This is a genomic window from Methylobacterium sp. C25, from assembly GCF_021352225.1.
Lineage (GTDB): Bacteria > Pseudomonadota > Alphaproteobacteria > Rhizobiales > Beijerinckiaceae > Methylobacterium.
Map to the genome: position 1 here is coordinate 36730 of NZ_JAAUVI010000001.1, position 14322 is coordinate 51051.

Below are 14322 nucleotides of genomic sequence, written 5' to 3' on the forward strand. Positions count from 1 at the left end.
ATTACTCCCGATGTCGGCCGCTTCCGCCTCGCCCTCCCCGACGGCCGCAAAGCCGGCGAAGACGGCCAAGCCGCTCTACGCCTCGCTGTTCGTCCAGGTGGTCGTGGCGCTGATCCTCGGCGTCGTGATCGGCGTGACGGTGCCCGACTTCGCCATCGGCCTGAAGGTGTTCAGCGATGCCTTCCTGAAACTGATCTCGATGATCGTCGGGCCGATCGTGTTCTGCGTCGTGGTGCACGGCATCGCTGGCGCCGGCGATCTCAAGAAGGTCGGACGCGTCGGGGTGAAGGCGCTGATCTACTTCGAGGTGATGACGACGGTGGCGCTCGCGCTGGGCATCGTCATCGCCTACCTCGTCGGCCCCGGCCACGGCATGCACATCGACACCACGACGCTCGATGCCAAGGCGATGGGCAACTACGCCGACAACGCCCACAAGCTGCAGGGCGGTGGCATCGGGGCCTTCCTGCTCAACATCATCCCGACCACCGCCTTCGATGCCCTGGCGCGCAACGACGTGCTGCAGGTGCTGTTCTTCGCGGTCCTCTTCGGCGTCAGCCTCGCCCTGTATGCCGGCCCCAAAGGGCAGAAGGTCTCCGAGATGATCGACGCCGTCGCCGGCGTGTTGTTCAAGGCGATGGGCCTGATCGTGCGGGTCGCCCCCCTCGGCGTCCTGGGAGCCGTCGCCTACACGGTCGGCAAGTTCGGCGTCGGCTCGCTCACGCGGCTGCTCTCGCTCGTCGCGCTCTACTACGTCGCGGTCGCGGTCTTCGTGCTGGTGATCCTCGGCGGGGTGATGCGGCTCGCCGGGATCAGCCTGTTCAAGTTCCTAGCCTATCTGCGCGAAGAACTGACCATCGTACTCGGCACCGCCTCCTCGGACGCGGTGCTTCCGCAGATCATGGCCAAGCTCGAGTATCTCGGCATCAAGCCGTCTACCGTCGGTCTCGTGGTGCCGACGGGCTACTCCTTCAACCTCGACGCCTTCTCGATCTACCTGACGCTTGCCGTGGTGTTCATCGCCCAGGCGACGGGCACGCCGCTCTCCTTCGGCGACCTGCTCCTCGTGCTCGGCGTCTCGCTAATCACCTCGAAGGGTGCGCACGGCGTGCCGGGCTCGGCCATCGTGATCCTCGCTGCGACGCTGAATGCCGTGCCCTCGATCCCGGCCATCGGACTGGTGCTGGTGCTCTCGGTCGACTGGTTCATCGGCATGGCCCGCGCCGTCGGCAACCTCATCGGCAACTGCGTGGCGACGGTGGTGGTCGCGGCCTGGGAGGGCGACCTCGACAAGGACCGCGCCCGCACCGTCCTCGATAACCCGCCGCCGGACCTCGCCAGCATCGTAGCTGCGGAACCGCAGGCCTGATCCGGGGCGCCTTACTTCGCGTCAGGACACCCTGGCGAACCAGGGCTTCTCGAAAAAATGCTCCTCAAGGTTCAGGCCGGGCCCATCCCGGTCGACGATCAGGTAGCTCTGCTGCTGCTCGATTGGGGCAAGGATGCCGTGCCAGACATTGGCGCGATAGTTCACGCCCTGCCCTCGCGAGGCGATGAAGGCTTCAGGCTTCCCCGGCCTGCCCCCCTCGTCGGGGCACACCACCACGAGCAGGCCGCCGTCATCGAGCGGCATGAAGACTTGCGATCCAAGCGGGTGGCGTTCGACCATCGCGATCTCAACCAGCCCCGAAACCGGCTTCGACACGGCGATGCTGACGATCACCCTGGCATCGCTGCCGAGCGCCTGCGCCGCGGCCAAGGCGTGGTAGCGTAGTGCTCTGTCACCGTTCATGGACATCGGCTGATCGCCGCTGATGTCGAGAACATCACCGAACGGCGCGAAAGCCTCGCGGGTCAGCGGCCGTGCCGCCAAGGTTCTCGCCTCGATTGCCGCCATCACACGCCGATCCTGCCGAAGCCGGCGTGGCGGTTGACGTCCTTGTAGAGGAGGTAGCGAAAGCGACCAGGACCGCCCGCGTAGCAGGCTTGGGGGCAGAAGGCGCGAAGCCACATGAAGTCACCGGCCGCGACCTCCACCCAGTCTCTGTTCAGCCGGTAAACCGCCTTGCCCTCCAGCACGAAGAGGCCGTGCTCCATCACGTGCGTCTCCTCGAAGGGGATCACGCCACCGGGCAGGAAGGTGACGATGTTGACGTGCATGTCGTGCCGCAGGTCAGCGGGATCGACGAAGCGCGTCGTCGCCCAACGACCATCGGTGCCCGGCATCGCGATCGGCTCGACATCAGCGTCGGAGGTGAAGAACGCCTCGGGCCGCTCAAGGCCATCGACGGCGCTGTAGGGCTTCCTGATCCAGTGGTAGCGCACTGCCACCGCACCTTGATTCCGGATCGTCCAGTCGGCTCCTGCCGGGAGATAGGCATAACCGCCCGGTCCCAGTGGGTGCGCGCTGCCGGAGAGGGAAATGGTCAGCTCGCCCTCGACGACGAAAAGCACACTCTGGATCGTGGAATGCGGATCCGGGCGTTCGCTACCGCCTCCGGGCTCGGTCTCCATCAGGTACTGCGAGAACGTCTCGGAGAAGCCGCTCATCGGCCGCGCCAAGATCCAGGCACGGGTCTTGTCCCAGAACGGCAGAAGGCTCGTGACGATGTCCGTCATCACCCCCTTTGGAATGAATACGTAGGCATCCGTGAAGACGGCCCGCCCGGTATGCAGCGCGGACTGGTCCGGCAGACCGCCGGCGGCCTCGTGATAAGGACGGCTCATCATCGAACGACAGCTCCGCTCGTGGGTGAGGTTCCGCGTCTCGCTCGTGTCTGTTCGAAGGGTCGACTCATGGTGGACCGATCTCGGCGGCCTCGATCCGGGCCTGCCTAGCCCGAACATGCGAAATGCGTAAACGGGGCGGTCAGCTTTTGGCCGATGCTCGCGCTCCGATCTTGCTGTTTTCGGGTCGAGTCAAAGCGAGAGGGCGCGCGTCGAGCACGGTGCGGCTCGCTTTGTTCCGATCGGATTTTGTAGGCAGCCGGGTCGCAGAGTGACCGCCAAGTATCCGTCTAGACGGAAAGCCAGCGCAGCACCTGCTCCTCGTCCATCTCGGCCCTTGGTCCGAAACCGACGACCTGCCCGCGATCCATGACGGCGTAGTCGTCGCAGAGATCGCGGGCCCATTCGAAATACTGCTCGACCAGCACGATCGCCATGGTGCCTTTGCTGCGCAGATAAGTGATCGCCCGGCCGATATCCTTGATAATCGAGGGCTGGATTCCCTCGGTCGGCTCGTCGAGCACCAGCACCTTCGGGCGGGTCACCAGGGCGCGGCCAATGGCGAGTTGCTGCTGCTGGCCTCCAGAGAGGTCACCGCCGCGTCGGTGCAGCATGTCCTTGAGCACCGGGAACAGATCGTAGACTTCCGAGGGCACGAAACGATCCGCGCGCTTGAGCGGCGCATAGCCGGTCTCGAGGTTCTCCTTGACGGTGAGCAGCGGAAAGATCTCGCGCCCCTGCGGAACGAAAGCCACGCCGCGACGGGCGCGATCGTAGGGCGCGAGCCGTGAGATATCGTCCGAACCGAGCTTGATTGCCCCCTTGGCGATCGGCTGCTGGCCGACGATGGCCCGCATCAGCGAGGTCTTGCCGACACCGTTGCGGCCGAGCACGGTCGTGACCTTGCCGGGCTCGGCCGTGAGCGAGACGTCGCGCAGGGCCTTTGCGGCCCCGTAGAACAGGTCGATGCCTTCGACGGTCAGCATGCTTCAGCGTCCCAGATAGACTTCGACGACCTTTGGGTCGGCGGAGACGACATCGATCGAACCCTCGGCAAGCACCGAGCCCTCATGCAAGCAACTGACCCGGCATTGCAGAGCGCGCACGAAATGCATGTCATGCTCGATCACCACGACGGCGTGGTCCTTGGCGATCTCGCGCAGCAGGGTCGCTGTCTCGGCGGTCTCATGGTCGGTCATGCCGGCCACAGGTTCGTCGACGAGCAGAAGTTTTGGGTCCTGTGCCAGCAGCATCCCGATCTCGAGCCATTGCTTTTGGCCATGCGAGAGATCCGCCGCCGGCCGGCTGCGATGCTCGATCAGGCCGACCTTGGTCAGCAATCGCTCGATCTTCTCGGCCTCGACCCGGTTGCGCCAGCCGAACAGCGACGCGAAGGCCGCGCGCGGCCCTTTGAGCGCGAGCAAGATGTTGTCGGCCACCGTGTGGCTCTCGAACACGGTCGGCTTCTGGAATTTCCGGCCGATGCCGAGATCAGCGATGGCAGGCTCGTCGAGCTTCGTCAGGTCCACGATGCCGTCAAAGACGATGCGGCCAGTATCGGGCCGGGTCTTGCCGGTGATGCAGTCCATCATCGTGGTCTTGCCGGCACCGTTCGGGCCGATGATCGCACGCATCTCACCCTTGTCGAGGGTCAACGAGAGGCCACGCAGCGCACGGTAGCCGTCGAAGGTGACCTGGACGTCGTCGAGATAAAGCAGCGCCGAGGTCAAGCGCATGTCCGGCGCATGGCTGCCCGATGGGGCAATGGGACGTTCGAGAACGGCAGCCTCGCTCATCAGCCGCGCCCCTCTTCGGCGAGTTTCGGTGCGATCTCGGGAGCTGGTGGGAGTTTCGCAGCAGCGCGGCGGCTGCCGAAATGCTCGACCAACGTGCCGACGATGCCCTTGGGCATGAACAGGGTGACCAGCACAAACAGCGCGCCGAGGCCGAAGAGCCACGCATCCGGCAGAGCGCCGGTCAGAACGGTCTTGGCGTAATTCACGAGCACCGCGCCGAGAGCGGCACCGACGAGCGTGCCACGGCCCCCTACAGCGACCCAAATCACGGCTTCGATCGAGTTGGTCGGAGCGAACTCACCCGGATTGATGATGCCGACCTGCGGCACGTAGAGGGCCCCGGCGACACCGGCCATCATCGCGGAGACGGTGAAGGCGAGCGTCTTGAAGTGCTCCGGTCGGTAGCCGAGGAAGCGCGTGCGGCTCTCGGCATCACGCACTGCGATCAGGATTTTCCCGTAAGCCGTCACGGTCATGAGCCGGGCCACGAGATAGCCAAGGGCCAACGCCAAGGCAGTTGCCAGGAACAGCGCGACGCGCACGCCCTGCGCCTGGACCGGGAATCCCAAGATGTCCTTGAAGTCGGTCAGGCCGTTATTACCGCCCAGCCCCATATCGTTGCGGAAGAAGGCGAGCATCAGCGCGTAGGTCAACGCCTGCGTGATGATCGAGAGGTAGACGCCCGTGACGCGCGAGCGGAAGGCGAGCCAGCCGAACAGGAAGCCGAGCAGTCCCGGTACGGCGAGCACCATCAGCGCGGCGAACGGAAACCAATCGAAGCCGAGCCAGTACCAGGGCAGTTCCTTGTAGTTCAGGAACACCATGAAGTCGGGCAGGATCGGATTACCGTAGACGCCGCGTGGACCGATCTGGCGCATCAGGTACATGCCCATCGCGTAGCCGCCGAGGCCGAAAAAGGCGCCGTGGCCGAGCGAGAGGATGCCGCAATAGCCCCAAACCAGGTCCAGGGCGACGGCGAGGAGCGCGAAGGCGAGGTACTTGCCGAAGAGCGAGACCAGATAGGTCGGCAGATGCAGGGCCGAGCCTTCCGGAACTGCGAGGTTGAACACGGGCACGGCGATGCAGGCGGCCGCAATGGCCGCGAGCATGATCCAGCCTTTGGTGTCGACGAGGGAAGCGCGCGGTGGGCTCATGTCACGACTCCACCGCTCGGCCTTTGAGCGCGAACAGGCCGCGCGGCCGTTTCTGGATGAACAGGATGATGAAGATCAGCAGCCCGATCTTCGCGAGCACCGCGCCGAAATACGGCTCAGCAAGCTTGTTCGCGACGCCGAGCGTCAGGGCCGCGACGAGGGTGCCCCAAAGGTTCCCGACGCCGCCGAACACCACGACGAGGAAGGAGTCGATGATGTAGCTCTGTCCGAGGTTCGGCGAGACGTTGTCGATCTGCGAGAGCGCGACGCCGGCGATGCCGGCGATGCCCGAGCCGAGACCAAAGGTCATCGCGTCGACGTAGGGCGTGCGGATGCCCATGGCGGCGGCCATGCGCCGGTTCTGCGTGACCGCGCGGGTCTTCAGTCCGAACGAAGTCTTTCGCAGCACGAAGAGCAGAAAGAAGAACAGTCCGAGGCAGAACACCACGATCCAGAGCCGGCCCCAGGTGATGGACAGGCCGAAGAAATCGAAGGCGCCGGTCATGAAGCCCGGTACTCCGACCTCTCGGTTGGTCGGACCGAAGATCGTGCGCACAGTCTGCTGCAGGATCAGGCTGACGCCGAAGGTCGCGAGCAGGGTCTCCAGCGGCCGGCCATAGAGGAAGCGGATGATGCCGCGCTCGATGGCGACGCCGACCGCGCCGGACACGAGAAAGGCCGCCGGGATCGCCACCAGGATCGACCAGTCAAACAACCCCGGCGCGTGGGCACGGAACGCCTCCTGCACGAGGTAGGTCGTGTAGGCGCCGATCATCACCATCTCGCCATGGGCCATGTTGATCACGCCCATGACACCGAAGGTGATGGCGAGGCCGATGGCGGCGAGCAGCAGGACAGAACCGAGGGAGACGCCGTACCAGATGTTCTGGACGCCTCCGATGGTCGCGAGCCGCGTCTCAATCGACGCAATGCTCTTGGCGGCAGCGTTGCGCGCGGCCTCGCTCGGATCGTTGGCAAGCCCGCGCAGCACGGCCATGGCATCGCCGTCGCCACGCGCTTGGATCGCAGGGATCGCCGCGAGTTTGTCGGCTTCCGAACTACCGCTCTTCGACAGGATCGCGGCTGCGCGTGCCTCGGACATCGTGCGCCTGATCCCGGCATCTTTCTCCTTGGCAATCGCCGCATCCAGCGCGGGCAACGCGGCGATATCGCGCGCCTTGAAGACGGCATCTGCCGCCTCCTGGCGCTTTGCCGGATCGGGGCTCACGAGATTAAGCTGACCCTGCGCCGCGTCGAGGGCGCGTCGCACCTTGTTGTTCACTCGCAGAGGTTTCAGACCGTCGGTCGGCCCCTCGGCAGGCTTGCCGGTGCGGGCATCGACGAAATTGGTACCCTCCTTGATCAAGACGGCCTTGTCGGCCGAGCGGGCGTAGAGTCGGCCATCGGCGAGCGCCGAGAGCACGATGGCGGCACGCGGATCGCCGCTGGCGGCCAGCTCAACGATCCCCGTTTCGATGTCGGAATAGCCACCGGCGCCGAGCTTGCCGTAGGCGCTATCGGCCCCGCCCTCGGCCAAAGCGAAGGCTGGCGACAGCAGCAGCAGGAACAGGGCTAGGATGCGGATCATTGAGCCTTACCGATCACGGAGGCGGGGTCCGTCATTGCGAGGCGGAGCTGAAGCAATCCAAGGACGCTGGCGCCCTGCGATGGAGGTTGGATTGCTTCGCTTCGCTCACAATCACGCTTGCGCGGGTCGGAGAGCAGTGCGCTACGCGCCGCCGCACTTCTTGGTCTTCGTGTTGAAGTTGCCGCAGTTCAGCTTGACCCAGTCGGCTTCGAGATCCTTCGAGCCTTCGAGCTGCTTGGACCACGCCTCGCCGGGGATCAGGTCTTCGGTCTTGAAGACGGTGTCGAACTGGCCGCCTTCCTTGATCTCACCGATGAAGACCGGCTTCGTGATGTGGTGGTTCGGGAGCATCGTGGCCGTGCCGCCGGTCAGGTTCTTCTGCTCGATGCCGGGCAGCGCGGCGATGACCTTGTCGGGATCGGTGCTGCCAGCCTTCTCGACCGCTTTCACCCACATGTTGAAGCCGATGTAATGGGCTTCCATCGGATCGTTGGTGACGCGCTTCGGATTCTTCGTGAACGCTTGCCACTTCTCGATGAACGCCTTGTTCTCGGGCGTATCGATCGACATGAAGTAGTTCCAGGCGGCGAGGTGGCCGACGAGCGGCTTGGTGTCGATGCCGGCGAGTTCTTCTTCGCCGACCGAGAAGGCGACGACTGGAATATCGGTGGCCTTTACGCCCTGGTTCGAGAGCTCTTTGTAAAACGGCACGTTGGCGTCGCCGTTGATCGTGGAGACGACGGCGGTCTTCTTGCCTGCCGAGCCAAAGGCTTTGATGGAGGCGACGCGCGTCTGCCAGTCGGACTGGCCGAACGGCGTGTAGTTGATGGAGATGTCCTCCGGCTTCACGCCCTTGGACTTGAGATAGGCCTCGAGGATCTTGTTGGTGGTGCGAGGATAGACGTAGTCGGTCCCCTCGAGCACCCAGCGCTCGATGCCCTCTTCCTTCATCAGGTAGTCGACGGCCGGGATCGCCTGCTGGTTCGGGGCGGCACCCGTGTAGAAGACATTCCGCTCGCTCTCCTCGCCTTCGTACTGGACGGGGTAGAACAGGATCGAGTCGAGCTCCTTGAACACTGGGAGTACAGACTTGCGGGACACGGAGGTCCAGCAGCCGAAGACGGCCGAGACCTTATCCTTCGAGATCAGCTCCCGGGCTTTCTCGGCGAAGAGCGGCCAGTTCGAGGCCGGGTCAACGACGACAGCTTCGAGCTTCTTGCCGAGTACGCCCCCCTTGGCGTTCTGCTCGGCAATGAGCATGAGCATCGCGTCCTTGAGCGTCGTCTCCGAGATCGCCATCGTGCCCGATAGAGAGTGCAGGATCCCGACCTTGATGGTCTCCTCGGCCTTCACGGAACGGGCGCCGAGCGCTCCAGCGAGAAGCCCACCGGCCAGCGCGGCGGCTCGACCCCAACGTTTCCAAATCGCGTCTTGCATGCCCGTCCCCGGCTCTTCTTGGTGAGCCCACATTGGCAAGCGCTGTGCCAAACCTTTGGGCAGAGCGCGGGTAGGAGCCGAACGTCGGACAAGCCTGTGCTCATGATCTCGGCAGTGGCGCGAAAATAGGCAAAATTGGCCAAGGTTCTTTGTGTCGCCGTGGCAGCGCCGCGCGTTGGCGGCATACATTTGACGGTTGCCAAAGGTGCTGCCGGGAGATCAGAGACGAGGCCTCATGCAGCGGATTGCACTCATCGGCGCCCCCATCGAGATCGGCACTGGCGAACCGGGCGCCGTGATGGGGCCTGCCGCCCTCCGCACGGCCGGCCTCGTCCATACGCTGCGCGACCTCGGCCATGAGGTGATCGACCACGGCGACGTCGGCCCCCGTGGAGCGCCAGGAGAGCGCGGGGTTCCCGCCGTGGCAGCCTGGGCGAAGGTCCTATCCGAGCAGGTGGGCGCGTGCCTTGCGGAGGGGAGCCGCCCCGTTGTGCTCGGCGGCGACCACAGCCTGTCTTTGGGCACGGTCGACGCCGCGCTGCGTCACTGTCGCGATCTCGGAAAGCCGCTTTTCGTGCTCTGGCTCGATGCCCATGCCGACTTCAACACGCCGGAGACCTCGCCCTCCGGCAATGTGCACGGCATGCCGCTCGCCGCGCTCTGCGGACAGGAAGGTTGCTCCGAATTGCTTCCAGATCCGGATCGTCCTCTGCTCGACCCGCGTCGTCTGCATCTATTCGGGCTTCGTTCGATTGATGAAGGCGAACGTGCGCTCGTGACCGCGGCGCAGGTTGGCGTCACCGATATGCGCGCAATCGACGAGTTCGGCGTGATCGCGCCACTTCGACAGGTTCTCGCCCGCGTCGAGGCCGAGGGCGGTCATCTCCATGTGAGCTTCGACATTGACTTCCTCGATCCGGGCATCGCCCCGGCCGTCGGTACGACGGTGCCGGGGGGCGCGACGTTCCGCGAGGCGCATCTCATCATGGAGATGCTCCACGATTCCGGTCTGGTTCGCTCGCTGGACGTCGTCGAGTTGAACCCCTTCCTCGATGAGCGCGGCCGCAGTGCCCGCGTCCTCGTCGAACTCGTGGCGAGCCTGTTCGGCCGGCGCATCCTCGATCGACCGACGCCGATCATCGACGCTGTGCCTCATCCCGGCAGCCTGAACTGAGGTCCGCTCCATTCACGCTCCGCTTCCACCGGCCATGGCGCAAGCACCCGTCCGTCAACGTTCGCACGGCACAGTGCGCCTGTCCGTTTCTGCGTTCGGAGGTCGCTCGCGTATCGTCGATCTCGCCGAGGCCGGTCCTCTGCGGTTGCGTTTTCCCAATGTCGTAGACGGCACGCCTGAAGGCATCCTGGTCAACACAGCCGGTGGCGTTGCCTGCGGCGACCATTTTGAGACCGCGCTCGATCTGGCCCCTGGGACCGAGTTCGTCCTGACGACAACGGCGGCCGAAAAAATCTACAAATCCGATGGGCCGACCAGCACGATCATCAATCGGGTCACGGTCGCCGCGGGCGCGAATCTGGCTTGGTTGCCACAGGAGACCATTCTGTTTGACCATTCGCGCCTCCGCCGCAGCTTCGAGGCGGTTCTCGCCGGCGATGCTGGCCTTCTGGTGGTCGAGCTCCTCGCCTTCGGGCGCAACGCGCATGGCGAACGGCTCACCGACGGGCTGTTCGAGGACGTCTGGCGTATCCGCCGCGATGGCCGGCTGACTTACGCGGATGCGCTCAGGCTCGACGGTCCGATCGATGCCATGCTGGCGCGCGCAGCGATCGGCGGCGGCGCGCGGGCGCTCGGCACGATCATCGATTTCACGCCAGGCGCAGAGGCGAGGCTCGAAGAGGTTCGGGCGCTGCTCGACGAAACGACCGCGGGAATCGACGCCGGTGCTAGCGCTTGGAACGGCCATCTCGCAGTGCGTCTGCTCGGTCCAGCCATCGGGCCTCTTCGCACCGCCGCCGCGCGTTTCGTGAGCGCCTATCGCGGAAAAACGATGCCGCGCGTCTGGCAAAGCTGAGCCGGGCTGGTTGATCTTTGAACGCGCATGATCCTTGCTCGGCACGATCCAATCGGGAACGGGACGCGCCTTGTGCTGCTGACACCTCGCGAAAAGGACAAGCTCCTCGTAGCCATGGCCGCGCAAGTGGCACGCAATCGGTTGGCTCGCGGTATCAAGCTCAACCATCCCGAGGCGGTCGCGCTGATCACGGATTTCGTGGTCGAGGGGGCGCGAGATGGCCGCTCGGTCGCCGAGCTGATGCAGGCCGGCGCCACCGTGCTCACGGCCGATCAGGTGATGTCGGGCATCCCGGAGATGATCCACGACATCCAGGTCGAGGCGACTTTCCCCGACGGCACGAAGCTCGTGACCGTGCATCATCCGATCCGCGGTGCGGCCTCGGACGATGTGCCCGGCACGGTGACCACCAAGCCGGGTGAGATCGTCTTCAACGAGGGAGTAGAGCGCACCGTGATCGAGGTCGCCAATAGCGGGGACCGTCCGATCCAGGTCGGCTCGCATTACCATTTCTACGAGGTCAATCCGGGGCTGGTCTTCGACCGTGAGCAGGCCCGCGGCAAGCGGCTCGACATCTCGCCGGGCACGGCAGTGCGCTTCGAGCCCGGCTCGACTCGAGAGGTCGTGCTGGTGCCGCTCTCCGGTAGCCGCACCGTTTACGGGTTCCGCGGTGAAGTGATGGGCAGCCTCTGACGATGGCGAATCCCCCCAGGGCCGCATCGCTGCCGCGCGCCGCCTATGCCGACATGTTTGGCCCGACCAAAGGCGACCGTATCCGGCTCGCCGACACCAGCCTCGAGATCGAGGTCGAGCGCGACTTCACAACTTATGGCGAGGAGGTGAAGTTCGGCGGCGGCAAGGTCATCCGCGACGGCATGGGCCAGTCACAACGCACCAACAAGGAAGGCGCGGTCGATACCGTCATCACCAACGCCGTCATCCTTGATCATTGGGGCGTGGTGAAATGCGACGTCGGCATCGTGCAGGGCCGAATCTTCAAACTCGGAAAGGCCGGCAACCCGGATATCCAGCCGGGCGTCGACATCGTGGTCGGGCCGGGCACCGAAGTGATTGCCGGTGAAGGAAAAATCCTCACCGCCGGCGCCTTCGACAGCCACATCCACTACATCTGCCCGCAGCAGATCGAGGAGGCGCTCTGCTCGGGTGTCACGACGATGCTGGGGGGCGGCACCGGGCCGGCCCACGGCACCCTTGCTACCACCTGCACGCCCGGTCCCTGGCACATCGCCCGGATGATCGAGGCGGCGGATTCCTTCCCGATGAACCTCGCCTTCGCGGGCAAGGGCAATGCCTCCGTGCCGGGAGCGCTGGAGGAGATGGTTCGCGCCGGAGCCTGCGCGCTCAAGCTGCACGAAGATTGGGGCACGACACCTGCCGCGATCGACACGTGCCTCTCTGTGGCCGACCGCTACGACGTCCAGGTGATGATCCACTCGGACACACTGAACGAATCGGGTTTCGTCGAGGACACGATCGCGGCCTTCAAGGGCCGCACCATCCACGCCTTCCACACCGAGGGCGCCGGTGGCGGCCACGCGCCGGACATCATGAAGGTGGCGGGCCTCGCCAACGTGCTGCCCTCATCGACGAACCCAACGCGGCCCTTCACGAAGAACACCATCGACGAGCATCTCGACATGCTGATGGTGTGCCATCACCTCGACCCGTCGATTCCAGAGGATCTCGCCTTCGCCGAGAGCCGGATCCGCAAGGAGACCATCGCCGCCGAGGACATCCTGCACGATCTCGGTGCGCTCTCGATGATGTCGTCGGACAGCCAGGCCATGGGTCGCGTCGGCGAGGTCGTCATTCGTACTTGGCAGACCGCAGACAAGATGAAGCGCCAGAGGGGAAGCCTGCCCGGTGACGCCTCTGGCAACGACAACCTGCGCGCCCGCCGGTATGTCGCCAAGTACACGATCAACCCGGCCATCGCCCACGGTGTCTCGCGGCATGTCGGCTCGGTCGAGCCGGGCAAGCTCGCTGATCTCGTGCTCTGGTCGCCCGCTTTCTTCGGCGTGAAACCTGATCTCGTTCTCAAGGGGGGCATGATCGCCACGGCCCCCATGGGGGACCCGAACGCTTCGATTCCGACGCCGCAGCCCGTCCATTATCGCCCGATGTTCGGTGCCTTCGGCCGGGCGCCATATGCCACGGCGCTGACATTCGTCTCGAACGCGGCGATCGAGGACAGCTTGCGCAAGAAGCTCGGCGTCCAAAAGGAACTCGTTGCCGTCGAGAACGTGCGTGGCGGCATCTCGAAGAAGAGCATGATCCTCAACGACGCCACCCCCATCATCGAGATCGATCCCGAGACCTACGACGTGCGCGCCGACGGCGAGCTTCTGGTTTGCGAGCCGGCCGAGGTATTGCCCATGGCCCAGCGCTACTTCCTGTTCTGATGATCCGCGCCACCCATGTGATCCGCCGCGACCGGCTCGGCGGCGGCGAGATCGTTGACCGGATCGTGCTCGACCATGGTGACCGCCACCGCCGCCGCATGGCCATGCAGGGCGTCGGCGGCCTCGCCTTCTTGCTCGATCTCCACGAAGCGACCGTGCTCGACGACGGCGATGCGCTGGTGCTCGAGAACGGCCGGCTGGTCTGGGTCGAGGCCGCACGGGAAGCGCTGCTCGAAATCCGTGCCGCTTCCGATCATGCCCTTAAGCGGCTGATCTGGCACATCGGCAACCGGCACATCCCGGCCGAGATCACAGCTGATGCTGTCTACATCGCCCACGACCACGTATTGGCCGAGATGGTGCGCGGCCTGGGCGGCACGGCTGAGGCCGTCGACCGGCCGTTCCGTCCGGAGGGCGGCGCCTATGCCGGTGGCCATTCACATGGGCACGACCACGCGCACAGGCACGGGCACGCGCACCACGATCATGCTCATGCTCATGATTGAGGCTCTGCGTCTCATGGCCTGGCTCTCGCCTACCTATCCGGTCGGGAGCTTCGCCTATTCGCATGGGCTCGAATGGGCGGTGGAGACTGGCGAGATCCACGACGAGGCCAGCCTGGAGGCTTGGCTCGGCGACGTGCTGGAGTTCGGCGCGGGCCGGAACGACCTGATCCTCGCCGGTAACGCGCATCGGTTCGCGGGCGACATCGCAGCGCTCGCAGCAGTGAACGAACTGGCGCTGGCCCTGGCGCCGTCGCGCGAGCTGCATCTCGAAACGAGCCAGCAGGGCCGCAGCTTCCTCGACGCAACGCTCGCCGCGTGGCCCTGCGACGGTATGACCGGTATCGCTACGGCGTTGCCCGCAACGGTGGCGTTTCCTGTCGCAGTAGGTGCGGCTGCAGCCGCCCATGGTACGGCGCGGCGCGAGACACTCGCGGCCTACGGCCTCGCCTTCGTCCAAAACCTCATCTCGGCGGCATTACGGTGCGCGCCCATCGGTCAGACCGTAGGTACGCGCCTGGTCGCAGCGCTCGCCCCACGGGTCACCGTGCTTGCCGAAGAGTTCGAAGATGCCGGGCTCGACGCGCTCGGCTCGGCAACGCTCAGGGTCGATCTCGGCTCGTTCCGGCACGAGACCCAATATTCCCGCATCTTCCGCTCCTGA

The 14322-nt window shown here is 65.1% G+C and carries 14 protein-coding genes; 7 read left to right on the top strand and 7 right to left on the bottom strand.

Features of this window, described 5'->3' with window-relative positions; all coding sequences use genetic code 11:
- Positions 1-10: 10 nt before the first annotated feature.
- A complete protein-coding gene (locus HCU64_RS00215; protein WP_233381803.1) occupies positions 11-1369 on the top strand; it encodes a dicarboxylate/amino acid:cation symporter in 1359 nt (452 codons plus the stop codon).
- Between the two features lie 21 nt (positions 1370-1390).
- Here the strand turns inward: HCU64_RS00215 and HCU64_RS00220 are convergent, their stop codons facing one another.
- From HCU64_RS00220 to urtA, 7 genes are all read right to left on the bottom strand, one after another.
- Entirely contained in the window at positions 1391-1897 is a 507-nt protein-coding gene (locus HCU64_RS00220; protein WP_233381804.1) for an ureidoglycolate lyase, read from the bottom strand.
- Positions 1897-2730, bottom strand: a complete 834-nt coding sequence (locus HCU64_RS00225; protein ID WP_233381805.1) for a bifunctional allantoicase/(S)-ureidoglycine aminohydrolase — start codon at positions 2728-2730, stop codon at positions 1897-1899. Before HCU64_RS00225 ends, HCU64_RS00220 begins: the two co-directional genes overlap by 1 nt.
- Before the next feature lie 287 nt (positions 2731-3017).
- Positions 3018-3713 (bottom strand): urea ABC transporter ATP-binding subunit UrtE, encoded by a 696-nt coding sequence (gene urtE / locus HCU64_RS00230; protein WP_233381806.1) that lies wholly within the window; start codon positions 3711-3713, stop codon positions 3018-3020.
- 3 nt (positions 3714-3716) lie between these two features.
- Complete coding sequence (urtD, locus tag HCU64_RS00235; RefSeq protein WP_233382844.1) at positions 3717-4463, bottom strand: urea ABC transporter ATP-binding protein UrtD; 747 nt, start codon at positions 4461-4463, stop codon at positions 3717-3719.
- A 59-nt stretch (positions 4464-4522) separates the two neighbouring features.
- A complete protein-coding gene (urtC, locus tag HCU64_RS00240; protein ID WP_233381807.1) occupies positions 4523-5677 on the bottom strand; it encodes an urea ABC transporter permease subunit UrtC in 1155 nt (384 codons plus the stop codon).
- A gap of 1 nt (position 5678) precedes the next feature.
- Complete coding sequence (gene urtB / locus HCU64_RS00245) at positions 5679-7265, bottom strand: urea ABC transporter permease subunit UrtB (RefSeq protein ID WP_233381808.1); 1587 nt, start codon at positions 7263-7265, stop codon at positions 5679-5681.
- Positions 7266-7406: 141 nt separating this feature from the next.
- Positions 7407-8702: an urea ABC transporter substrate-binding protein gene (gene urtA / locus HCU64_RS00250; RefSeq protein ID WP_233381809.1), complete on the bottom strand. Its 1296-nt coding sequence runs from the start codon at positions 8700-8702 to the stop codon at positions 7407-7409.
- 235 nt (positions 8703-8937) lie between these two features.
- Between urtA and rocF the strand changes: the two genes are divergently transcribed.
- The 6 genes from rocF (at position 8938) to HCU64_RS00280 (ending at position 14322) form a co-directional block, all read left to right on the top strand.
- The gene (rocF, locus tag HCU64_RS00255) at positions 8938-9876 is read left to right on the top strand and encodes an arginase (protein ID WP_233381810.1); all 939 of its coding nucleotides are present in this window, start codon (positions 8938-8940) and stop codon (positions 9874-9876) included.
- Positions 9877-9910: 34 nt separating this feature from the next.
- Positions 9911-10732 carry an urease accessory protein UreD gene (locus tag HCU64_RS00260; RefSeq protein ID WP_233381811.1) on the top strand — a complete coding sequence of 274 codons (822 nt, stop codon included), beginning with the start codon at positions 9911-9913 and terminating at the stop codon, positions 10730-10732.
- A gap of 72 nt (positions 10733-10804) precedes the next feature.
- Positions 10805-11425, top strand: coding sequence for an urease subunit gamma (locus HCU64_RS00265; protein WP_233381812.1), 621 nt, complete (start codon positions 10805-10807; stop codon positions 11423-11425).
- 2 nt (positions 11426-11427) lie between these two features.
- Positions 11428-13155, top strand: coding sequence for an urease subunit alpha (gene ureC / locus HCU64_RS00270; RefSeq protein ID WP_233381813.1), 1728 nt, complete (start codon positions 11428-11430; stop codon positions 13153-13155).
- A complete protein-coding gene (locus HCU64_RS00275; protein ID WP_233381814.1) occupies positions 13155-13661 on the top strand; it encodes an urease accessory protein UreE in 507 nt (168 codons plus the stop codon). The genes ureC and HCU64_RS00275 overlap by 1 nt, the downstream gene beginning before the upstream one ends.
- Positions 13579-14322 (top strand): urease accessory protein UreF, encoded by a 744-nt coding sequence (locus tag HCU64_RS00280; RefSeq protein WP_442785881.1) that lies wholly within the window; start codon positions 13579-13581, stop codon positions 14320-14322. Before HCU64_RS00275 ends, HCU64_RS00280 begins: the two co-directional genes overlap by 83 nt.